This is a genomic window from Pseudomonas quebecensis, from assembly GCF_026410085.1.
In the GTDB taxonomy this organism is placed as follows: Bacteria; Pseudomonadota; Gammaproteobacteria; order Pseudomonadales; family Pseudomonadaceae; genus Aquipseudomonas; species Aquipseudomonas quebecensis.
This window is the reverse complement of sequence record NZ_CP112866.1, coordinates 4,718,332-4,741,542: the sequence shown is the minus strand read 5'-3', so window position 1 is coordinate 4,741,542 and position 23,211 is coordinate 4,718,332. Positions and strand designations below refer to the sequence as shown.

Here is a 23,211-nt window from a genome sequence, read left to right as displayed (position 1 = left end):
GTGTGACGGTCTTAAGCTATTTTTTCCGATTTTTATTATTGATCCTTAAAGGAGTGCGGCACATGTCAAAAGGGCATTCGCTACAAGACCCTTACTTGAATACCTTACGTAAAGAGAAAGTGGGGGTTTCCATTTATCTGGTCAACGGTATCAAGTTGCAAGGTACGATCGAGTCGTTCGACCAGTTCGTGATCCTGCTGAAAAACACCGTCAGCCAGATGGTTTACAAACACGCTATCTCGACAGTCGTTCCCGTTCGCCCGATCCGCCTGCCTAGCGCAGCCGGCGACGAACAAGGCGACGCTGAGCCAGGTAACGCCTGATAGGAGTCTCCTTTGTTCTTTGAGCGCCACGGTGGTGGTGAGCGAGTGATCCTCGTTCACTTGGATGGACAGGACCCTGAGGCGCGCGAAGATCCGCAGGAGTTTCAGGAGTTGGCAAATTCGGCCGGCGCCGAGACCGTTGCGTTTTTTAACGTGCCGCGTCATCGGCCAACCGCCAAATACCTGATCGGCAGCGGCAAGGTCGAGGAACTACGCGACCTGGTCCACGCCGAAGAAGCCGATCTGGTGATCTTCAATCACACCCTCACGCCCAGTCAGGAACGTAACCTCGAACGTGTTTTCGAGTGTCGGGTGATCGACCGCACCGGCCTGATTCTCGATATCTTCGCCCAACGCGCCCGTACCCATGAAGGCAAGCTCCAGGTCGAACTGGCCCAGCTTGATCACATGAGCACGCGCCTGGTGCGTGGCTGGACTCACCTTGAGCGCCAGGGTGGTGGTATCGGCATGCGCGGCCCGGGTGAAACCCAACTGGAAACCGACCGCCGTCTGCTGCGGGTTCGCCTGCGTCAGATCAAGGGACGGCTCGAGAAAGTCCGCAGCCAGCGCGAGCAGTCGCGCCGTGGCCGTTCACGCGCGGACATTCCTACGGTGTCCCTGGTGGGCTATACCAACGCCGGCAAGTCCACGCTGTTCAACAACGTGACGAAGTCCGATGTGTATGCGGCCGACCAATTGTTTGCGACGCTCGATCCCACTTTGCGTCGGTTGGATCTGGCCGACCTGGGGCCGATCGTGCTGGCCGATACCGTGGGTTTCATTCGTCACTTGCCGCACAAGCTGGTCGAAGCATTTCGGTCTACGCTCGAAGAGTCGAGCAATTCCGACTTGCTGTTGCATGTGATCGATGCAGCCGAACCGGATCGCATGCTGCAGATCGAGCAGGTGATGCTGGTGCTGGGCGAGATTGGTGCCCAGGACTTGCCGATCCTCGAGGTCTATAACAAACTCGATTTGCTTGAAGGTGTAGAGCCGCAGATTCAGCGCGATGAGAACGGCAGGCCCCAGCGGGTCTGGCTGTCGGCGCGCGATGGCAGTGGCCTGGAGCTGCTTGAACAGGCGATTGCCGAGTTGCTCGGCAGTGATTTGTTTGTCGGCACCTTGCGCTTGCCCCAGCGTTTTGCTCGATTGCGTGCACAGTTTTTCGAGCTGGGCGCGGTACAGAAAGAAGAACACGACGAAGAAGGTGTCAGCTTGCTGGCCGTTCGATTGCCGCGCTCGGAGCTGAATCGGCTGGTCAGCCGTGAAGGTGTCGTACCGACAGAGTTCATCGAACAACACACTTTGCAATAAAAGCCTCCGAAAGCGGTTGTGCCGCAGTAGCAGGCATTCTGTAGCATTGGTCGGCGCGCCGTGGGTGCGTCTTTGCTTTATCAGATGGAGAGCGCTATGGCTTGGAATGAGCCGGGTGGCAACTCGAATAATCAGGATCCTTGGGGTGGTAAGCGCCGCAATAATGGCGACCGCAAGGGGCCACCGGATCTCGACGAGGCCTTCCGAAAGCTGCAGGAAAGCCTGAATGGGTTGTTCGGTGGTGGAAAAAAACGTGGTGGTGACGACGGCGGTCGCACGAGCAAGGGCGGTGGCTATGGCCTGCTGGGCCTGGGCCTTGTGGTGCTGGCGGCTGTCTGGCTGTACAGCGCGGTCTATGTCGTGGACGAGCAGGAGCAGGCCGTGGTGCTGCGCTTCGGCAAGTACTACGAGACCGTCGGCCCGGGCCTGAATATCTATTTCCCGCCTATCGACAAGAAGTACATGGAAAACGTCACGCGTGAGCGTGCCTATACCAAGCAGGGGCAGATGCTGACCGAAGACGAGAATATCGTCGAAGTGCCGCTGACCGTGCAGTACAAGATCAGCAACCTTCAGGACTTCGTGCTGAACGTTGATCAGCCGGAAATCAGTCTGCAGCACGCGACCGAAAGCGCCCTGCGCCATGTGGTGGGTTCCACCGCGATGGACCAGGTGTTGACCGAAGGTCGTGAATTGATGGCCAGCGAAATCAAGGAGCGCCTGCAACGGTTCCTCGATACCTATCGCACCGGTATCACCGTCACCCAGGTGAACGTACAGAGCGCGGCGGCACCGCGTGAAGTGCAGGAAGCCTTCGACGACGTGATCCGTGCCCGTGAAGACGAGCAGCGTTCGCGCAACCAGGCTGAAACTTACGCCAACGGTGTCGTGCCGGAAGCCCGTGGTCAGGCCCAGCGCATCATCGAAGACGCCAACGGGTATCGCGACGAAGTGGTGTCCCGCGCCAAGGGTGAGGCTGACCGCTTCACCAAGCTGGTGGCCGAGTATCGCAAGGCGCCTGAAGTGACCCGCGAGCGTCTGTACCTGGACACCATGCAGGAAGTCTTCAGCAACACCAGCAAGGTTCTCGTGACCGGCAGCAAGGGTGGGCAGAACAACCTGCTGTACCTGCCGCTGGACAAGATGATCGAGGGTGGTCGTAGCAACACCAGCGCGCCGTCCACCGGCTCCACTGCCGCTGCCAACGAAGCGAGCGCCCGTGCGGCCGCTGACTTGCTGCAACAGCAAACACGTACCAGGGAGAGTCGTTGATGAGCAATAAATCGCTGACCGCCCTGATTGTGGGCGTCGTCGTGGTCATCGCTGCCTGGAACTGCTTCTACATCGTGGCTCAGACCGAGCGTGCGGTGCTGCTGCAATTCGGTCGCGTGGTCCAGGCGGATGTCCAGCCGGGCCTGCATGTGAAAGTCCCCTACGTCAATCAGGTGCGCAAGTTCGACGCACGCCTCATGACCCTGGATGCACCGACGCAGCGCTTCCTGACCCTTGAAAAGAAAGCCGTGATGGTTGACGCCTACGCCAAGTGGCGCGTCAAGGATGCCGAGCGCTTCTACACCGCAACCTCCGGCCTCAAGCAGATTGCCGACGAACGTTTGTCGCGTCGTCTGGAATCGGGCCTGCGTGACCAGTTTGGTAAGCGCACCCTGCACGAGGTGGTGTCCGGTGAGCGTGATGCCTTGATGGCGGATATCACGGCCTCGCTGAACAAGATGGCGGAAAAGGAGCTGGGTATCGAGGTGATCGATGTTCGGGTCAAGGCCATCGACCTGCCCAAGGAAGTGAACCGCAGCGTGTTCGAACGTATGAGCACCGAGCGTGAGCGTGAAGCCCGTGAGCATCGCGCCAAGGGTAACGAGTTGGCTGAGGGTATCCGTGCGGATGCCGATCGTCAGCGTCGTGTACTGCTGGCCGAAGCCTATCGCGAGTCTGAAGAGGCCCGTGGTGATGGCGACGCTCAAGCCGCGGCGATCTACGCCAAGGCCTACGGACAGGACCAGGAGTTCTACGCGTTCTACCGTAGCCTGCGCGCCTACCGTGAAAGCTTCGCCAATAAAACCGATGTCATGGTGCTGGACCCAAGCAGCGATTTCTTTCGCTACCTGGAAAAAGCCAAGTAAGCGCCTGTGACTAAGTAGGACGCACTCCGTCGGGCGGGTAAAACGCCTGGCGGGGTGATCCTTTCAGAAAACGGGTGTATGATGCGGCAGCCGGGAAATTCCCGGCTTTTTTGCGTCTGCATGTTTGATTCGGCAGGCGTGACAGGTTTTTCGAGGAAAGTGCCCGACGAGGCCGCTGGCAGGCCGTTCGTCACGTCGCTCTTGCGCGTGGTTTATGCAGGCGGCGGGCACTTTCTGCTTCACTCAAGGCTCGGCCGAGGGCTGGCCGCCCGGATCAAAGGGGAATGGCGTAATGGCAACGGTAGACCGCTGGCTGCTGCCAGATGGCATCGAAGAAGTACTGCCACCAGAAGCTGCGCGCATTGAAGTAGCGCGTCGCCAGGTGTTGGATCTGTTCCAGAGCTGGGGTTATGACTTTGTCGTGACCCCTCATATCGAGTACCTCGAATCCCTGCTGACCGGCGCGGGCCAGGACCTGGATCTGCGCACCTTCAAGGTTATCGATCCGCAGTCCGGCCGGCAGATGGGTTTTCGAGCCGACATCACGCCACAAGTGGCGCGTATCGATGCGCACACCCTGCGTCGCGAAGGTCCGAACCGTCTGTGCTACGCCGGCAGCGTGCTGCATGCGCAGCCACGTGCGTTGTCTTCCTCTCGCAGCCCGATCCAGCTTGGCGCTGAGCTGTACGGCGACGCCAGCCCGAGCAGCGATGTGGAAGTCATCAGCTTGATGCTGGCCATGCTGCAACTGGCCGACGTGCCGGATGTACACATGGACCTGGGCCACGTCGGTATCTACCGCGGTCTGGCCCGTGCGGCCGGTTTGTCCGGTGAAGTGGAGCAACAATTGTTCGATGCGTTGCAGCGCAAGGCCATCGATGAAGTGATCGCACTGACCGAAGGTGTGCCGGCCGACCTGGCCCGCATGCTGCGTGCGCTGGTGAACTTGTGCGGCGGCCGCGAAGTGCTCGCCGCCGCCCGTGAGCAACTGGCGAGCGCGCCGGCGGCGGTCCTGGCGGCATTGGATGACGTGCTGGCGATTGCCGAGCAGTTGTCGGCACGTTTCCCGCAGTTGCCGCTGTACTTCGATTTGGGCGAGCTGCGCGGTTATCACTACCATACTGGCGTAGTGTTCGCGGTGTTTGTTCCGGGTGTTGGCCAGGCCATCGCCCAAGGCGGTCGTTACGACGATATCGGCGCCGACTTCGGTCGTGCGCGTCCGGCCACCGGTTTTTCCACCGATTTGAAAACCCTGGTGACCCTGGGGCGTGCTGAGGTCGAGCTGCCGTCTGGTGGCATCTGGATGCCCGACAGTACGGACGCGGCACTCTGGCAGCAGGTCTGCCAGTTGCGCAGTGAGGGTCAGCGTGTCGTCCAGGCGTTGCCTGGGCAGCCATTGGCCGCCGCCCGTGAAGCGGACTGCGACCGGCAATTGATTCTGCAGAACGGGCTTTGGCAAGTATCGCCACTGGCTTCTTGAGTTTTCCTGCCGGCCATCGCCGGCACCAAGTTTGCGCGAATGAGGACAAGTGTTATGGGTAAGAATGTCGTAGTCCTGGGCACCCAATGGGGTGATGAGGGCAAAGGCAAGATCGTTGATCTGCTGACCGAACATGCTGCCGCCGTAGTGCGCTACCAAGGGGGTCACAACGCTGGCCACACCCTGGTCATCGATGGCGAAAAAACCGTTTTGCACCTGATCCCGTCGGGCGTACTGCGCGAAGGCGTGCAGTGTCTGATCGGTAACGGCGTGGTGGTTGCACCGGACGCCCTGCTGCGGGAAATCACCAAGCTGGAAGAGAAAGGCGTACCGGTGCGCGAGCGCCTGCGTATCAGCCCGTCCTGCCCGCTGATCCTGTCCTTCCACGTCGCGCTGGACCAGGCCCGTGAAAAGGCCCGTGGCGAGCTGAAGATCGGCACCACCGGTCGCGGCATCGGCCCGGCCTACGAAGACAAGGTTGCACGTCGTGGCCTGCGTGTGGGTGACCTGCTCAACATGCCGCGCTTCGAAGACAAGCTGCGTGAACTGGTGGATTACCACAACTTCATGTTGGTCGGTTACTACAAAGAGCCGGCCATCGAATTCGACAAGACCCTGGCCGAGTGCAAGGAATACGCTGAGCTGCTCAAGCCGCTGATGCTGGATGTGACCGCTGAGCTGCACGACCTGCGTCGCGCCGGCAAGGACATCATGTTCGAAGGCGCCCAGGGTTCGCTGCTGGACATCGACCACGGCACCTACCCGTACGTGACCAGCTCCAACACCACCGCAGGTGGCGTCGCTACCGGTTCGGGCGTTGGCCCGATGTTCCTGGACTACATCCTGGGCATCACCAAGGCCTACACCACGCGCGTCGGTTCGGGGCCATTCCCGACTGAGCTGTTCGACGCAGTGGGCGCCCACCTGGCCAAGCAAGGTCACGAATTCGGCGCCACCACCGGCCGTGCGCGCCGTTGCGGCTGGTTCGATGCCGTTATCCTGCGCCGCGCTATCGATGTGAACAGCATCTCGGGCATCTGCCTGACCAAGCTGGACGTACTCGACGGTCTGGAAACCATCAACATTTGCACCGGCTATAAAGATGCAAACGGTAACGATGTTGCACCGACCGACGCTGACAGCTACGTAGGCCTGCAGCCGGTGTACGAAGAAGTGCCAGGTTGGACCGAGTCGACCGTGGGCGCCAAGTCCCTGGAAGAATTGCCGGCCAACGCCCGGGCTTACATCAAACGCGTCGAAGAACTGATCGGCGCACCGATTGACATTATTTCGACGGGCCCTGACCGCAACGAAACCATCGTCCTGCGTCATCCGTTCGCTTGATAAGCTGTTGATCTGAAAAACAAAGGGCTTCTTCGGGAGCCCTTTGTCGTTTCTATCGGCCAAACGGCATGACCCTTGCTGTATTTCCTTCTTTCGCGGTGCTATCAATTTAATGGCACCCGTGGTGGAGGGATTTTCCGATGTCTGCCGTTCTTTCATTGTTACAAAGCCGTTTGTTGCGGCCGGTGTTCGTTACCCTAGGTATCGCTCTTTTGGTGCAAGTGTTGGTGGCCGTCGCGCTGACGCGGAGCACCGTCACAGCGTTGGAGGCCGATCTAGGCAGTCGCCTGGGGATCGACAGTCAAAAATTGTCGAACGAGCTGGCGCAGGCCGGCAAGGAAGTCACCTCCAGTCTCGACAGTCTGTCGTCCAGTACGCGCCAGCGCCTTACCAGCGGTTTGTCTTCGCGCTTGCAGGCAGAACAGAAGCAACTGCGTGCGACCCTGGAAAAAGACCTGCAGGATTCCGCCAATGATATGGCGCAGTTGCTGGCATCGGTCGCCCCACGCGCCATGTGGGACAGCGATGTGCCTACGCTGTCCGAGTTTGCCCGTCGGGCCCAGCGCAATCCCAATGTATTGTTCGTGGTCTATGACGACGCGGCCGGCGAGCATTTGACGCGGTACCTGAATCGCGAAAATCCGATCAACAAGGCGTTGCTGGAAAAAGGCCAGGGCGATCGCGCCTTGGACAAGGTCCTCAACGCCGCCAGGAATGATCCGTCGGTGTACTACGTCGAGGCGTCCATCAGCCCTAATGGTGTAGAAATCGGCAAGGTGCTCATGGGGGTGTCCACCGCTTCGGTGGAAGCCGACTTGCAGGCGCTGGATAAGCGTTTTGCCGCCCTGATCGCCAGCGGTGACCAGCTGGTGGGTGACAGTCTCAAGGGCGCCGCGGCTGACAGTGCGGCCGCGATGGGCGCCAGGCTGCAATCGGCGCAGGCTACCGCCACCCAGATGACGGCCAATACCTCCAGTGTCGTGCAGGAAGCGGCCGGGACGTTGCGTTGGCGCATCGGCATGGGCCTGGCGCTGGTAGGGCTTGCGGTTCTGTTGCTGATTGCCGTGGTGCTCGGGCGACGCGTGGTCAATCGCCTCAAGCTGTTGATCGCCGCCATGGACGATCTGGCCGCAGGCGAGGGTGATCTGACCAAGCGAGTGCAGATCAACAGCAAGGACGAAATCGGCGCCATGGCTTCGGCGGTCAATCGCTTTGTGGATAAGTTACAGCCGATCGTGCGCGAGGCGGGTGATGTGGCTCAACGTACCGGCGTGGAAATCGGCGCCATGAGCTTGCGCAATGCCGGTGCCGATGCGGCGGCGGGCTTGCAGCGTGACGAAGTGGCCGAGAGTCTGCGCGCACTGTCGCAGATGGCTGACGAAGCCCAGGCGGAAAGCCACGCGATGCAGGCAGCACTGCAACAGGTGGTGGACATTCGCCAGGCCACCGAGCAGAACTCGCGCACCTCTGCCGAGGTCGGCAGTTTGATTGAGGCGCTGGCAGGTCAGGTCGAGGCCGGTTCGCACGTGATCGAGCGCCTGGCGCAGCAGAGCGAGCAGATCGAGGTGGTGTTGACGGTGATTCATGGCATTGCCGAGCAGACCAACCTGCTGGCGCTTAATGCGGCCATCGAGGCGGCGCGTGCCGGCGAGACCGGGCGCGGGTTTGCGGTAGTGGCGGACGAGGTGCGTGCCCTGGCCAGCAAAACCCAAAGCTCGACCGGTGATATTCAGGCTCATATCGTGGCGCTGCAACAGGGTGCCCGCGAGGCGGTGGAAACGATCGGCAAGGCCGGCCGTCAAGCCAGCGAAGGCTTGCTGGTGCTGCGCGACAGCATGCGTCTGCAGCAAACGGTGCAGGCTTCGGTGGAACAGGTGCACGCGGCAATCGGACTGGCCACCCGGGCCGCCGAGCATCAGGCCCAGGGCGCCCATGCGGTCCGCGGGCGGGTCGAGGTGATTCATGCCCAGGCCGAGCGTGCCGCCCAGGCGGTGGTGGAAACCACTGCCAGCGGCAAGGTGCTGGATGGGTTGGCGGCGCAGTTGAAGGCGAGTCTGGGGCAGTTTCGGGCTTAGCGTTGCCTGCACTACAACCTGTGGGAGGGGGGCTTGCCCCCCGATAACGCTTTCAGCGACTCAAATACATCCGCGTCGTGAGCAAATAGACCGGCAGTCCCGACACCACGATCAATAGCGCTGCATAAGGCGCCGCCGCCGCGAATTCCACATTCGAGGTATGCGCCCATACGGCTGTCGCCAATGTGTTCAACCCGGTTGGGCTGAGCAGCAGCGTCGCGGTCAGTTCTTTCATGGCGTCGAGAAATACCAGTGCGAACGCTGCGCCCAATGCCGGGAAGATGATCGGCAGGGTCACCCGGCAAAATGCGCCGAATGACGATGCCCCCAGCGTGCGAGCGGCCTCTTCCAGTTGCGGTGCCGCCTTGTTCAGCGCGGTGCGGATCGGCGCCTGGGCCAGCGGCAGGAACAGCAGCGCATACGCGATCAGCAACAACGCCGAGGTCTGGTACAGCACTGGTACATAGTGCAGAGCGAAGTACACCAGCGTCAGCGCAATCACCAGCCCAGGTAGGGCGTGCAGCAGGTAGGGCAAGCGTTCCGCCCAGATCGCCAGTTGGCCTTTATAGCGCACCACCAGCAGTCCGACCGGCACCGCGAGCACCAGGCACAGCGCCGCACCGCCCAGCGACAGCGCCAGGGAGGACAGCAGCGCTTCGCTGATTTCGGCCACCGGAAATGCCGCCGACGAGCCCACGGCCAGCCAATAGCCGAGCATCCCCAACGGAATGCCGCTGCCAATGATCGCCAGCGCCAGGCAATACACCTGGCCCAGCGGCGCCCACTTGCCCAGTTTGACCGGTTCGGCGTGGCGCGCCGCGCCTTGACCGATGCGCACATGTCGGCCTTTGCCGCGCACGCGCAGCTCCAGCCACAGCAGGGTCAGGCACATCACCAGCAGCACCGCCGAGAGCATCGCGGCGTTGGCATTGCTGAATTCCAGTTCGAATTGCTGATAGATCGCGGTGGTAAATGTCTGCAGGCCGATGATCGACAAGGCACCGAACTCTACCAGCATATGCAGTGCGATCAGCAGCGCCCCGGCCAGCAGCGAAGGCCATAACAACGGCAGTGTGACGCGCACGAACACGCCCCAGCGATTCATTCCCAGGGTGCGCGCCGATTCTTCCAGCGACGGGTCAAGGTTGCGCAGGGTCGCCGCCACCGGCAGGAACACCAGCGGATATTTGGACAGGCTCATCACCAGGATCGCCCCGCCCAGGCCTTCGAAGTCGGCGCTCAACGACACCCACGTGAAGCTGCTGACGAACGCCGGGACAGCAAACGGCAGGCACAGGATCACGCCCCAGAGGCGTCGTCCGGGCAGGTTGCTGCGCTCCAGCAGCCAGGCCAGCGACAGGCCGATCAGGCCGCAGGCGACGGTCACCCCGACCATCAGTGCCAGGGTATTGCGCAGCAGCCCGAACACGTAGGGCCGCCACAGCAGATGCACCGCTTGCGCCCAGCCTGCTTGCCAGGCCTTCAGTCCGACATACGCCAGTGGCAGCAGGCTCAGGCCGACCAGTAGCAGCACGGGCAGCAGCAACCAGATCGAAGGGCGCTTGCGCCGAGGGCGCAAAAACCCGCGCGCGGCGGGGAGCGAAGGGTTCATCAGTTCAAGCCAACTTCACGTTCCAGGTCCAGGGCCTCTTCAGCATTGCCCAGGTCGGCAGGCGTGACTTTCGGCGGTTGCAGTTCGCTGAACGGTTTGAGTCCACGGTTGGACTGCATGCCTTTGCGCAGTGGGTATTCAGCGGACGTGTTGGTGATCACGCGCTGGCCTTCTTCGCTGGCCATGAAAGCCAGCAATTGCTGGGCTTCTTTGGGGTGTTTGCTCGACTTCAACGCCGCTGCGGAGGACACGGTGATCAAGCCGCCAGCGTCGCCATCAGTGAAATAGTGCAGCTGGGAGTCGAGGTGAGTTTTTTCCTTCTTCAAGGCGAACCAGTAATAGTTGTTCACCAGCACGGTGGCCACTTCGCCATTCTCTACAGCCTTCAGTGCCACCATGTTGTTGCTGTACACCTTGCCGAACGCGCGCAGGCCGGTGAGCCATTCTTCGGCAGCCTCGTGACCGTGCAGCTTGATGATTGCCACGGCTTGTTCCTGGAACGCACCGCTGGTGGGGACGAAGCCGACTTTGCCTTGCCATTCTGGGCCGGCGAAATCCAGCACTGACTTGGGCAGGTCTTTCTCGGCGATCAGCTTGGGGTTGAAGGCTACGACGCGAGTGCGTGCTGTCACGCCCATCCAGTCGCCGTTGCCGCCCACGTAATCCTTGGGCAATACATCCAGCGTGCTGGCGTCAATCTTGGCCAGCAGGCCTTGTTCGCCCAGTTTATTCAGAGGGGGCGATTCTTCGGTGTAGATCACGTCGGCCGGCGAACGCTCGCCTTCCTCAACCACCTGGCTGGCCAGTTGGTTGCTGCTGCCTTTGCGGACATTGACGTGGATGCCGGTCTTGGCTTCGAAGGCCTTGGCGAGTTCGTCGCCGACTTCTTTGTGTTGGCCGTTGTACAGGGTCAGGGAAACCTTGTCGGCGGCGAAGGCGGTGGGGGAGAGCAGGGTCAGGCCGAGCAGAGTGATGGTCAGGCCACGCAGAAGGGATGTCTTGGGACGGGTATCGCGGATCATCATCCGGGGTTTTCCTCACTTGAGTGCAACAAATCATTGCAAGGATAAACGATAAAACTTCTCAAGTGCGGGTGAGAGGATGAACGCAGATGAAGTTTTCAAACCGCAGAAACGAAAAAACCCGCTTTCGCGGGTTTGATCTGAATATGGTGCCCAGGAGAAGACTCGAACTTCCACGACCGTAAGGTCACCAGCACCTGAAGCTGGCGTGTCTACCAATTTCACCACCTGGGCAATCTCAAGCAGCATTGCCGCTGTTGATGGAGCGAACTATACGGAGCGCTTTTTGATCTGTAAACCCCTGATTCAAAAATATAAATCAAGTTTTCCTTTGAAAAACAAAGGCCTATAACGCAAAAACCCGCTTTCGCGGGTTTCTGGATAAACTCAAGGTAAACCTCAAGTTTTGAATTGGTGCCCAGAAGAAGACTCGAACTTCCACGGCCTTGCGGCCACCAGCACCTGAAGCTGGCGTGTCTACCAATTTCACCATCTGGGCAGTATCTTCAACGTTGCCGTCGTCGATGGCGCGCACTATACGGAGCGGATTTTGAGCTGTAAACCCCCGCCATGAAAAAAGCCTGGAAAATTTCGCCAGTGGTTGTGCAAGGTGCTCGTCGGCGGCTTTAAAAGGCTTTTAAACGCTTGTTGACGCCTGAAATTTCCCGTTTCAATACGCGTATGCCAAACTAACCCGCATATAGACAAGGTGAAAACTCTCTAATGGCCGATTGGCAGTCCCTCGATCCCGAGGCCGCTCGTGAAGCGGAAAAATATGAAAACCCTATTCCTAGCCGCGAACTGATCCTGGCGCATCTCGCCGATCGAGGTTCGCCTGCTAGCCGCGAGCAGTTGGTTGAAGAGTTCGGTCTGACCACCGAAGACCAGCTCGAAGCCCTGCGCCGCCGCCTGCGCGCCATGGAGCGCGACGCTCAACTGATCTACACCCGCCGCGGCACTTATGCGCCGGTGGACAAGCTCGACCTCATCCTCGGCCGCATTGCCGGCCACCGTGACGGTTTCGGCTTCCTGATCCCCGACGACGGCAGTGACGACCTGTTCATGAGCCCGGCGCAAATGCGCCTGGTGTTCGATGGCGACCGTGCCCTGGCGCGCGTCTCCGGCCTTGACCGTCGCGGTCGCCGTGAAGGCGTGATTGTCGAAGTGGTGTCCCGTGGTCACGAGACCATCGTTGGGCGTTACTTCGAAGAAGGCGGCATCGGCTTTGTTGTGCCGGACAACCCCAAGGTGCAGCAGGAAGTGCTGATCACCCCTGGCCGTAATGCCAGCGCCAAGGTCGGTCAGTTCGTCGAGGTGAAAATCACCCACTGGCCAACCCCGCGCTTCCAGCCTCAGGGTGATGTCATCGAAGTGGTCGGCAACTACATGGCTCCTGGCATGGAAATCGACGTCGCGCTGCGGACCTACGACATTCCTCACGTCTGGCCTGAGGCCGTGGTGAAGGAAGCACGCAAGCTCAAGCCGGAAGTGGAAGAGAAGGACAAAGAGAAGCGCATCGACCTGCGCCATCTGCCGTTCGTCACCATCGATGGTGAAGATGCCCGCGACTTCGACGATGCGGTCTACTGCGAAGCCAAGCCCGGCAAGCTGCGTTTGTTCTCCGGTGGCTGGAAGCTGTACGTGGCGATCGCCGACGTTTCCAGCTACGTGAAGATCGGCTCGGCCCTGGACAACGAAGCCCAGGTGCGCGGCAACTCGGTGTACTTCCCTGAGCGCGTGATCCCGATGCTGCCGGAGGAATTGTCCAACGGCCTGTGTTCGCTGAACCCGAAAGTCGATCGTTTGGCCATGGTGTGCGAGATGACTATCTCGAAAACCGGCGAAATGACCGACTACCAGTTCTACGAGGCGGTCATCCATTCCCAGGCCCGACTGACCTATAACAAGGTCAGCACCATCCTGGAGACGCCGAAGACCAGCGAAGCCAAAGCCCTGCGTACCGAGTACGCCGGCGTGGTCCCGCACCTCAAGCAGCTGTATGCGCTGTACAAGGTGCTCTTGGGCGCACGTCATGTGCGTGGCGCGATCGACTTTGAAACCCAGGAAACCCGGATCATCTTCGGTTCCGAGCGCAAGATTGCGGCGATCACACCGACGACCCGTAATGACGCACACAAGCTGATTGAAGAATGCATGCTGGCCGCTAACGTGGCCACCGCTGAGTTCCTGAAAAAGCACGAGATTCCTGCGCTGTACCGTGTGCACGATGGCCCGCCGCCGGAGCGCCTGGAAAAACTGCGCGCGTTCCTCGGCGAGCTCGGCCTGTCCTTGCACAAAGGCAAGGAGGGGCCGACGCCGAAGGACTACCAGGCCTTGCTGGCCAGCATCAAGGACCGTCCGGATTACCATGTGATCCAGACCGTGATGCTGCGCTCCCTGAGCCAGGCGGTATACAGCGCCGACAACCAGGGCCACTTCGGCCTGAATTACGAGGCGTACACCCACTTCACTTCGCCGATCCGTCGTTACCCGGATCTGCTCACGCACCGCGCTATCCGCAGCGTGATCCATTCGAAGATGAACACCCCGCACGTCAAGCGCGCCGGTGCCATGAGCATTCCAAAGGCACGGATCTATCCGTACGACGAAGCGACCCTGGAACAGCTGGGCGAGCAGTGTTCCATGAGTGAGCGCCGCGCCGACGAAGCCACGCGCGACGTGGTGAACTGGCTCAAGTGCGAGTTCATGAAAGACCGCGTGGGCGAATCGTTCCCGGGCGTGATCACCGCCGTGACCGGTTTTGGTCTGTTCGTCGAGCTGACGGACATCTATGTCGAGGGCCTGGTGCACGTCACTGCCTTGCCGGGCGATTATTACCACTTCGATCCTGTGCATCACCGCCTGGCGGGCGAGCGCAGCGGTCGCAGTTTCCGCCTGGGCGACACCGTGGAAGTGCAGGTCATGCGCGTCGATCTCGATGAGCGCAAGATCGACTTCGGCATGCCTGACAAACCGGCCGAACCGGCGGGTCGCAAAAAGCGTGGCATTGAAACCGCTGCACCTGCTTCCAAAGGCAAAGGGGCGCCAGCGAAAGCCGTGGCCACCGAGCCTGCGCCAGCCAAGGCTGGTCGTCGCTCCTCCACCAAGGACAAAGCGCCCGAAGCCTACCGCCCAAGCGATGCAGCAGCGAAAAACGCCGAGCTGCGCAAGAGCCGTGAGTTGAAGCAGCAGTTGCTTAACGAAGCCAAAAGCGGTGGTAAAGCGGCGTCTGGGGGAAAGTCCCAAGGGGCCGAAAAGCCGTCGAGCAAGCCGAGTAAACACCGTAAAGGCCCGCCCAAGGCGGGTTCGGCCCCCGCGAAAAGCGGCGGGTCGCGCAAACCTAAGGCCAAGTCATGAGTCTGGAAAAAATCTACGGCGTCCACGCCGTAGAAGCACTGCTGCGGCACCATCCAAAGCGCGTCAAACAGGTATGGCTGGCGGAAGGTCGCAGCGAACCGCGCGTACAGGCACTGGTCGAGTTGGCCAATGAAAACCGCGTCGCTATCGGCCAGGCCGAACGCCGCGAGATGGATGCGTGGGTCGAAGGTGTTCATCAGGGTGTAGTTGCGGATGTCAGCCCAAGCCAGGTTTGGGGCGAGGCAATGCTTGACGAGTTGCTCGATCGTACCGAAGGTGCACCGCTGCTTCTGGTGCTGGACGGCGTGACCGACCCGCACAACCTCGGCGCCTGCCTGCGTTCGGCGGACGCCGCCGGCGCGTTGGCGGTGATTGTGCCTAAGGACAAGTCGGCAACCCTGACGCCGGTGGTGCGTAAAGTGGCCTGCGGCGCGGCGGAAGTGATTCCACTGGTGGCCGTGACCAACCTGGCGCGCACCCTGGAGAAACTCCAGCAGCGCGGCCTTTGGGTCGTGGGTACGGCAGGGGAGGCCGAAGTCAGCATTTATGACCAGGACCTCACCGGCCCGACCATCCTGATCATGGGCGCCGAAGGCAAAGGCATGCGCCGCCTGACCCGTGAGCATTGCGATTACCTGGTGCATCTGCCGATGGCCGGCAGCGTCAGCAGCCTCAACGTATCGGTCGCGACCGGCGTGTGCTTGTTCGAAGCCCAGCGTCAGCGTGGGGCCAAAAAGGCAGTCGCTTCGCGCAAGTCGTAAGCTTCAAGCTGCAAGTTAACAGCACGGTGGTTGACCACTTGTAGCTTGTAGCTTGCAGCTTCCCCCCTGCTCCTCTACTATTGCGCCCCTTGCCTTCCTGGCAGGCACCGATGTGCCTCTCTGCGGCAAGATCCATAAGTGTCATTCACTCCTTGTCTGACCGTTTTTGAGCGGCAGGCTACAACCCGTAAGGAGCATTCATGCGTCATTACGAAATCATCTTTTTGGTCCACCCGGATCAAAGCGAGCAAGTCGGCGGCATGGTTGAGCGTTACACCAAGCTGATCGAAGAAGACGGCGGCAAAATCCACCGTCTGGAAGATTGGGGCCGTCGTCAACTGGCCTACGCAATCAACAATGTTCACAAGGCTCACTACGTGATGCTGAACGTTGAGTGCACTGGCAAGGCCCTGGCCGAGCTGGAAGACAACTTCCGCTACAACGATGCAGTGATCCGTAACCTGGTCATCCGTCGCGAAGAAGCCGTCACCGGCCAATCCGAGATGCTCAAGGCTGAAGAAAACCGCAGTGAGCGCCGTGAGCGTCGCGACCGTCCTGAGCACGAAGGCGCTGATAGCGCTGACAGTGATGACAGCGACAACAGCGATAACGCTGACGAGTAATCCACGGACCTTTTAAGGAGCCTATCAAATGGCACGTTTCTTCCGTCGTCGTAAATTCTGCCGCTTCACCGCTGAAGACGTGAAAGAGATCGATTACAAAGATCTCAACACTCTGAAAGCCTACGTATCCGAGACCGGCAAAATCGTTCCAAGCCGTATCACCGGTACCAAAGCACGTTATCAGCGTCAGCTGGCCACCGCTATCAAGCGCGCCCGCTTCCTGGCCCTGCTGGCCTACACCGACAGCCACGGCCGCTGAGACCGGGCAGTCGACAAGTAGTAAGGGATTGAATGCATGCGCGCCTTAGCTGAGTTCATCATGCGCGGTCGTATGCAGGCCACTCTTGTAGTGGCTGGCTGTGCGGCATTGCCGTTGCTTTATTGGTTGGGTGCTGCCGCGGGTTGCCTTGTGCTCCTGCGGCGCGGTTTGAAGGACGCCCTCGGCGTTCTTGCCCTGGGTTTGTTGCCGGCCTTGATCTGGTGGCTGCAAATGGGTGATCCACGAGTACTTCTGGTACTGCTGGGGTCATCGAGCCTTGCGTTGGTTTTGCGCGCAAGTGAGTCCTGGGTCCGTACGCTGCTGGTCAGCGTGGCAGTGGGGTTGGTGTACTCAGTGATGCTTGGCGCGGCTTTCCGCCCGCAAATCGAGGCGCTGGCGCAGGAGATCGTCAAGATCCTGCCGCTGGCCCTCGGGGATCTCTACCAGCAATTGTCGGTAGAAGAGCGAGCGCGGTTCGCGTCACTGATTGCCCCGGTCCTGACCGGCCTGATTGCGGCACTGTTGCAGGTCGTCAGCGTGCTGAGCCTGATTCTTGGGCGTTATTGGCAGGCGTTGTTGTACAACCCGGGTGGTTTTGGTCGCGAGTTTCGCAGTATCAGAATCCCCGCGGGACCGGCGATGTTGCTGCTGGCGTGCATGGTTGTCGGACCGAACTTCGGTCCACAGATGGCCCTGCTGGCGCCGATTTGCAGTGTACCGCTGGTGTTTGCCGGGCTGGCCCTGATCCATGGGCTCGCCGCGCAGAAGCGCCTGGCCAAGTTTTGGCTGGTGGGGTTGTACGTCACGCTGTTGCTGTTCATGCAGCTGATTTATCCGTTACTCGTGGTCCTGGCCATTGTCGACGGCCTGATTGATTTTCGCGGTCGTCTGGCGCCGAAAGACGCCGATAACGCGAACGGTGAAGGTTAAAAGTTAGAGGATTTTCACATGCAACTGATCCTTCTGGAAAAAGTCGCCAACCTGGGCAACCTGGGCGACAAAGTGAACGTTAAGGCCGGCTACGGTCGTAACTACCTGCTGCCATACGGCAAAGCCACCGCTGCAACCGCTGCCAACCTGGCGGCGTTTGAAGAGCGTCGCGCTGAGCTGGAAAAAGCCGCAGCAGACAAAAAAGCTTCGGCCGAAACTCGCGCTGCCCAACTGGCTGAGCTGGAAGTGACCATCACTGCCACCGCCGGTGATGAAGGCAAGCTGTTCGGTTCGATCGGCACCCACGACATCGCTGATGCACTGACCGCCTCCGGCGTTGAAGTGCAGAAGAGCGAAGTTCGTCTGCCGAACGGCACCATCCGCAACGTAGGCGAATTCGACGTAGCCGTGCACCTGCACGCCGAAGTTGAAGCCACCGTACGCGTTGTCGTGGTAGCAGCTTAAGCAGCACCTAATCGGCTGGCACCTCGCGTGCCAGGCGGTTAACATCGGGCACGATCCTGTTTACAGGTCGTGCCTTTTGTTTTTCTACACACCCCGAATTCCAAGTGGCCATGAACGATATTTCCGCTCCTGAGCAATACGATCTGCAAACCGCTGCCCTGAAGGTGCCGCCGCATTCCATCGAGGCCGAACAGGCCGTGCTCGGTGGCTTGATGCTGGATAACAACGCCTGGGAACGCGTGCTGGATCAAGTCTCGGACGGTGATTTCTATCGTCATGACCACCGCCTGATCTTCCGCGCCATCGCCAAGCTGGCCGACCAGAACTCACCGATCGACGTGGTGACCCTGGCCGAGCAATTGGACAAGGAAGGCCAGACCTCCCAGGTCGGCGGCCTCGGTTACCTGGGCGAGTTGGCCAAGAACACGCCGTCGGTCGCCAACATCAAGGCCTATGCGCAGATCGTTCGCCAGCGCGCCACGCTGCGTCAGTTGATCGGCATCAGCACCGAAATTGCCGACAGCGCCTTCAACCCCGAAGGCCGCACCGCCGAAGAAATTCTCGATGAGGCCGAGCGCCAGATCTTCCAGATCGCCGAAGCCCGGCCGAAAACCGGCGGCCCGGTAGGCGTCAACGAGCTGTTGACCAAGGCCATCGACCGGATCGACACCTTGTTCAACACCGATGCGGCCATCACCGGTATTTCCACCGGCTACACCGACCTTGACGAGAAAACCAGCGGCCTGCAACCGGCCGACTTGATCATCGTGGCCGGCCGTCCTTCGATGGGTAAGACCACCTTTGCGATGAACCTGGTGGAAAACGCCGTGTTGCGCAGCGATAAAACGGTGCTGGTGTACTCCCTTGAGATGCCAGGCGAATCGCTGATCATGCGTATGCTCTCGTCCCTGGGCCGCATCGACCAGACCAAGGTACGTTCCGGCCAATTGGAAGACGACGACTGGCCGCGCCTGACCTCGGCGGTCAACCTGCTCAACGACCGCAAGCTGTTTATCGATGACACGGCGGGCATCAGCCCTTCCGAGATGCGGGCGCGTACCCGACGCCTGGTCCGCGAGCATGGCGATATCGCGCTGATCATGATCGACTACCTGCAGTTGATGCAGATTCCAGGGTCCAGCGGCGATAACCGCACCAACGAAATTTCCGAGATCTCCCGTTCCTTGAAAGCCCTGGCCAAGGAATTCAACTGCCCGGTGGTGGCGCTGTCCCAGCTCAACCGCTCCCTGGAACAACGCCCCAACAAACGTCCGGTGAACTCCGACTTGCGGGAATCCGGAGCGATCGAGCAGGACGCCGACGTGATCATGTTCGTGTACCGCGACGAGGTGTATCACCCCGAAACGGAACACAAAGGCATTGCCGAGATCATCATCGGCAAGCAGCGTAACGGCCCGATCGGCTTTATCCGCTTGGCGTTCATCGGCAAGTACACGCGCTTCGAGAACCTCGCGCCGGGTAGCTATAACTTCGACGACGACGAGTAATCTCAGGCCAGCGGGCCGAACAGTGCGTTGATCGTGGCTTCGTTGTATTGGTAGTTCCAGCGCAACTCAGCGGTGGCTGGAATATCCTCGCTGGCAAAAAATGCCGACAATGCGAACTCCTGCCGCGGCTCGTCGCCGACTTGGGTCTCTACGGTAAACCGTGCAACTTCAACGTTGTATCCCGTCGCAGCTTGTCTGATCGGTTGACCCGCCTCGTACTCGAAAATCGTGTTGATCCTCGAAAGCACGTTATCCCCCGACAGGTTCGGCACGTCGGCGGTTGGGGGCGAGGTGGGCGCCCGGATATCCAACAAATATGGATCCCTTCGATAACCCGCTACAACGTCAGGTACTTGCTCCCCGCCATAGACGCCGAGCGTCTCGCCTTTTTTGATGGGCTTCCTGGTGATCACGGTGGATTCGCCGATCATCACCGACTCCTCAGGGGCCTTCTGATGTGCGGCAGTAAAGGGCGTTACTTCAAGTTTATCTTCATAAAGCCGTGCTACCTGTTCGTAGCCTTCCCATCGAATATAGGGCTTTATCAGGTCGCTCGAAAATGTTGCATTTGACGTGAGCGACTTGCTGCGGGTTTGCAGGCTTCGGATGCGCATCGGCTGGCCGAGGAGGTTACGCAGCGGGTACCTGCCATTGTTCGCCCGATCGTAAATGCGTCGATAATTCTGACTGTGTTGATAGCTGCCATCGGAACGCATCTGCCGCAGTTCCTGTTGTGTGAAGCGCGTCGTCACTGTGCCTTCCTCGGCCGACTCGTAGTCGCTGGATGAGCGTGCCGACTCAAACCCGTCACTGGATTCCATTTTGATAAGCAAAGGGACCTGCGAGTTTTGCATGCCACCCGGCAGTCCGCCCTTGGCTGGATTGATCGCCCAAGTGCCGTCAGGGGTTCTGTGTACATAGGGTTTGTAGCCTCTGAATGGGCTGCGGGCATCGACCAGCTGCCAGCCGTCGCCACCGGGTTTGACGCGGTAGTATTTTTCGCTCTCCAGGATGTAATGGTCATGGCTGCCGTCCGCACGGGCAGGCGTTTGGTAGATACCGTCGGTACGCACGGTCATGCCCGCCGGCGGAGCCGTTTCGGCGAACTGCGGGTTCAGTGGTCGTCTTGGGGCGTCGGCCATCGCCTGGCTTGAAAGCCTGGCGTAGTGAGACGTTTGCCTGGCCGTCAACGTCAGGCTGTTTTTGCGGATCGCCTGCTTCAGGCTACCGGCCCCGGACTGGCTCAGAAGCGTTTCAAGTTCAGCCTTGGACAGCGTGTGTTCCAAGGCGCTGAACAGAGTGTCAGGTGGTTGCAGTTGCGTGCCCTGGCTGTTTTGAACCGCGTACTGTTCGCCCTGGCGGATCAGGATGTGTCGTGCGCTGCCCTCGCCACTGCCGATGCTGCCCAGCAACGGCCCGCTGTTACTGGCATCGTATACCTCTATTTTTCGCGATCCCGGCCAACCCGGCGTCTGCTCAAGGGCATGGAGGATCAGCGGTACGCTTTCAGGGGTTTGCATCGAGTCGAGGTAAATGCCTTTTTGCACATTGGCTGTGCGTATCGACTTGAGGTATTGCTCGGCCTCCCACTGTTGTTCCGGCGGCAGGCGCTGGTTCTGGCGCAGGCTTTGCTGCTCGTCATGATTGAGCGTAGCCCCGATCTCTTCGCGATGGCTTTTCGTCAGCTCAGGCATGACTGCGTGTATGTCCTCCTCAACCGGAGTGAGTGGTTTTTCACCCGATTGGATGAGTAGGGAAAATAGCCGCTGCTTTTGCTGCGGCACCTGCTCCTGAAGATGCATGGCCAGGTTTTCTGTTTTGCTGAGGTAGTCGATATAGAGCTTCGGCATGAGTTTATTGAAGTGTGTCTGCGGCATTTGCTGTTCCAGCACATGCAACAGCTCTCCCTTTCTGAAGCGCGAGGCGGGTACCTTGATTTCGTTGGGGCCTGTGCCGTGACTGAGTAAAACGCTCTGCTGTTCGTCAACGACCTTCAGCGCATAGTTGGAGGGCCACTCCGGCAGTCCGCACGCCAGATGAAACTGTATGAAGGGCGAGTACGGCGTGACGCTTTTGCCTTCTGCACGGTCAATGTCGAAGTCGTTGATTTCTTGTTCCAGATTGAAGTGCTTGACGGTGTCACGCAGCAAGGGCGGCGGCCGTACGTTGTCCAGATGGCTCTGGCGCAGTGCGCCGGTATCGGCACCGCTGAGCAGCAAAATAGGTTCCACGACCGGCTGTGTGAGGTTGGCGGCATCGGGGCCCATACGCTTGATCAGTTTGAGATCGTTCCAGTCGTGCGGTGATTCATGCGCGGTGCGCCAGTTGCCCACACCATTACTCAACAAGGGCGGTGAATACGCTTGAGGGTCGTTGGGGTGCGACAATTGCCAGTGCTTGGCGTCAGGGGTGCGTTCCACGGCATACGCCTGGTCATCCAGCTTCACAAAGTGTTGCTGCTCGTGCTGGTACATACCTTGGGGATCCGGCACCAGGCTGTCCGGCAGCGCCGTTGTGTGACGGTAGGGGGCAATGTCGCTGTGCCACAGCCGCCAGCCCTGGTTGCGCACTTGCACTTTCACCAGGCGGGTGGCAACGCCGGCGGTTTTGATCGCACCGGCGGTGGCTGCCGCCAGGGCGATGTTGTCGGCTACATCGAGAAAGTCGTTCAAGGCTTCGTCGCTGTCACCCCGGCTCCAGGCGGCGAACCCGTTATAGACGGTATGAATCAGTTCACCGGCCGCCACCACCAACATCACCTCACCCACAATCGGAATGAACGACGCGGCAAAGAACAGCAGTGATTTGCCCAAGTCTATATAGCCCTGCAGGCGTTTCTGCCGGCTCATCAGGTCGGCGTCGGCCGTGGGGACCGCCAGGATGCGGGCGTCACCCTTGATTTGCGCGATGCGTCGCTTGGCCATGGCCAGGAACAGGCGTGTGCGGATCGGTGTCAGGCTGACCCGCTGTTGCAGGCTGGCACGCTGCTGCCTGCCGGCCGTGACCGAAGCAGGGGTTACGCCGAGCAGGGTTTGCTGGTGTTGCAAGGGCACGAGGCGGTTGAAGAAAACCCGATAAGTATTGTCTTCCAGGCGCTCGGCGAGACTGTGCTGCAGGTCTTCCTGGGTGGCATGTTGGCGAAAGATCGCCAGGGGGTCATGGGGAGTGTAGAGGATAAACGGAAGACAGATCGCCGATGCCTCAATGATCAGCACATTGGGCAATACAACACCATTGAGGGTCAGGTGGCCACACGTAATGTCCATGTGATTGCCCGTGCGCTGGAGGCTGTGCAGTTGCAGATATTGTCGGGGAGTGAATTGCCGCTGCATGTAGGCGATGTGCAAGGCGACGCCGAAGGCGTGCCGTTCACAGGCATCGAACAGTGCGAGGACTTGGGCGGCGGTGCGCGTGGTGTTGGCCGTTGGCTCAAGTACATCTTTGATGTGCTTGAGATAGTGCGCCCCAAGGTCGAGGCTGCGGCACATAGTGGCGAATGTGGCGGGAGATGCAGGCGAAAGCGTTTCGACTTTATCGTTGATGTTGTAAAGCCCGGTGCCTTTTTCCATGCCGTCCTCTGCGGCTTCCTCGGCTTCGAAGTTTTGCAGGGCCGCTTCCAGCAGTGTTTGGCGGGTGGTTTTCTCGTGGTTTCTGATCAGGCCTAACAGGTGGTGATGCTTCCATTCCCGCACCAACAGCGCGTTTTCGTCCTTCAGCATGCCGAAGAACCATGTCTTCAGCGCTTCACGCAGCAGGGGGGCGGCAAATGCCGCCGGGCTTTGCAGCGTATTGAAAAGCGCCTGCAGGTCATGTCGGGCCTGGTTGCTGCCGAGCAGGCTGTCGCGAAAATCGGCGCGCACTTCGGGCGGCGCCTGATGAAGCCAGGCGGGCAGTTCAGATGTGATGAATTCATGGTGAGGCGAGAGGGTGTGCATAGATCCGATCCTGGAGGGCAGTGGTTGATCTGCCTCAGGCTACCCATTAACTTTTCGAATCGTCG

17 protein-coding genes and 2 tRNA genes are annotated in these 23,211 nt (G+C 60.0%); 14 read left to right on the top strand and 5 right to left on the bottom strand.

The genetic code is table 11. The features are described from left to right. The first annotated feature begins 62 nt into the window (after nt 1-62). From hfq to OSC50_RS22115, 7 genes are all read left to right on the top strand, one after another. Nucleotides 63-323, top strand: coding sequence for an RNA chaperone Hfq (gene hfq, locus OSC50_RS22145; protein ID WP_003188059.1), 261 nt, complete (start codon nt 63-65; stop codon nt 321-323). Nucleotides 324-335: 12 nt separating this feature from the next. Continuing rightward, entirely contained in the window at nt 336-1,637 is a 1,302-nt protein-coding gene (gene hflX, locus OSC50_RS22140) for a ribosome rescue GTPase HflX (protein ID WP_181080469.1), read from the top strand. A 96-nt stretch (nt 1,638-1,733) separates the two neighbouring features. Further along, nucleotides 1,734-2,909, top strand: a complete 1,176-nt coding sequence (gene hflK, locus OSC50_RS22135) for an FtsH protease activity modulator HflK (RefSeq protein ID WP_181080468.1) — start codon at nt 1,734-1,736, stop codon at nt 2,907-2,909. Continuing rightward, nucleotides 2,909-3,775, top strand: a complete 867-nt coding sequence (hflC, locus tag OSC50_RS22130) for a protease modulator HflC (RefSeq protein WP_034095607.1) — start codon at nt 2,909-2,911, stop codon at nt 3,773-3,775. The genes hflK and hflC overlap by 1 nt, the downstream gene beginning before the upstream one ends. A 292-nt stretch (nt 3,776-4,067) precedes the next feature. Beyond that, nucleotides 4,068-5,255 (top strand): ATP phosphoribosyltransferase regulatory subunit, encoded by a 1,188-nt coding sequence (locus OSC50_RS22125; RefSeq protein ID WP_181080467.1) that lies wholly within the window; start codon nt 4,068-4,070, stop codon nt 5,253-5,255. Nucleotides 5,256-5,309: 54 nt separating this feature from the next. Next, nucleotides 5,310-6,599 carry an adenylosuccinate synthase gene (locus OSC50_RS22120; RefSeq protein ID WP_181080466.1) on the top strand — a complete coding sequence of 430 codons (1,290 nt, stop codon included), beginning with the start codon at nt 5,310-5,312 and terminating at the stop codon, nt 6,597-6,599. 140 nt (nt 6,600-6,739) lie between these two features. Further along, a complete protein-coding gene (locus OSC50_RS22115) occupies nt 6,740-8,674 on the top strand; it encodes a methyl-accepting chemotaxis protein (protein WP_253510166.1) in 1,935 nt (644 codons plus the stop codon). 52 nt (nt 8,675-8,726) lie between these two features. Here the strand turns inward: OSC50_RS22115 and OSC50_RS22110 are convergent, their stop codons facing one another. The 4 genes from OSC50_RS22110 to OSC50_RS22095 form a co-directional block, all read right to left on the bottom strand. Next, a complete protein-coding gene (locus OSC50_RS22110) occupies nt 8,727-10,286 on the bottom strand; it encodes an ABC transporter permease (protein WP_266245639.1) in 1,560 nt (519 codons plus the stop codon). Continuing rightward, complete coding sequence (locus OSC50_RS22105) at nt 10,286-11,311, bottom strand: extracellular solute-binding protein (protein WP_266245641.1); 1,026 nt, start codon at nt 11,309-11,311, stop codon at nt 10,286-10,288. Before OSC50_RS22105 ends, OSC50_RS22110 begins: the two co-directional genes overlap by 1 nt. 144 nt (nt 11,312-11,455) lie before the next feature. Continuing rightward, nucleotides 11,456-11,542 (bottom strand) — tRNA-Leu (locus OSC50_RS22100). Between the two features lie 178 nt (nt 11,543-11,720). Then, nucleotides 11,721-11,807, bottom strand: a tRNA-Leu gene (locus OSC50_RS22095). Between the two features lie 224 nt (nt 11,808-12,031). Here OSC50_RS22095 and rnr point away from each other — a divergent pair. The 7 genes from rnr (at nt 12,032) to dnaB (ending at nt 19,211) form a co-directional block, all read left to right on the top strand. Continuing rightward, nucleotides 12,032-14,665: a ribonuclease R gene (gene rnr / locus OSC50_RS22090; RefSeq protein ID WP_266245643.1), complete on the top strand. Its 2,634-nt coding sequence runs from the start codon at nt 12,032-12,034 to the stop codon at nt 14,663-14,665. Further along, nucleotides 14,662-15,426 (top strand): 23S rRNA (guanosine(2251)-2'-O)-methyltransferase RlmB, encoded by a 765-nt coding sequence (gene rlmB / locus OSC50_RS22085; RefSeq protein ID WP_181080461.1) that lies wholly within the window; start codon nt 14,662-14,664, stop codon nt 15,424-15,426. The genes rnr and rlmB overlap by 4 nt, the downstream gene beginning before the upstream one ends. A gap of 200 nt (nt 15,427-15,626) precedes the next feature. Next, the gene (gene rpsF / locus OSC50_RS22080) at nt 15,627-16,049 is read left to right on the top strand and encodes a 30S ribosomal protein S6 (protein ID WP_003236224.1); all 423 of its coding nucleotides are present in this window, start codon (nt 15,627-15,629) and stop codon (nt 16,047-16,049) included. 28 nt (nt 16,050-16,077) lie between these two features. Next, nucleotides 16,078-16,308, top strand: coding sequence for a 30S ribosomal protein S18 (gene rpsR, locus OSC50_RS22075; RefSeq protein ID WP_002551829.1), 231 nt, complete (start codon nt 16,078-16,080; stop codon nt 16,306-16,308). A gap of 36 nt (nt 16,309-16,344) precedes the next feature. Next, the gene (locus tag OSC50_RS22070) at nt 16,345-17,238 is read left to right on the top strand and encodes a YybS family protein (RefSeq protein ID WP_181080460.1); all 894 of its coding nucleotides are present in this window, start codon (nt 16,345-16,347) and stop codon (nt 17,236-17,238) included. An 18-nt stretch (nt 17,239-17,256) separates the two neighbouring features. Next, nucleotides 17,257-17,703, top strand: coding sequence for a 50S ribosomal protein L9 (gene rplI / locus OSC50_RS22065; protein WP_003171376.1), 447 nt, complete (start codon nt 17,257-17,259; stop codon nt 17,701-17,703). 110 nt (nt 17,704-17,813) lie between these two features. Then, nucleotides 17,814-19,211, top strand: coding sequence for a replicative DNA helicase (dnaB, locus tag OSC50_RS22060; RefSeq protein ID WP_034095616.1), 1,398 nt, complete (start codon nt 17,814-17,816; stop codon nt 19,209-19,211). Between the two features lie 2 nt (nt 19,212-19,213). Here dnaB and OSC50_RS22055 read toward each other — a convergent pair whose 3' ends face one another. Continuing rightward, nucleotides 19,214-23,146 carry a dermonecrotic toxin domain-containing protein gene (locus tag OSC50_RS22055; protein WP_266245647.1) on the bottom strand — a complete coding sequence of 1,311 codons (3,933 nt, stop codon included), beginning with the start codon at nt 23,144-23,146 and terminating at the stop codon, nt 19,214-19,216. Nucleotides 23,147-23,211 lie beyond the last annotated feature (65 nt).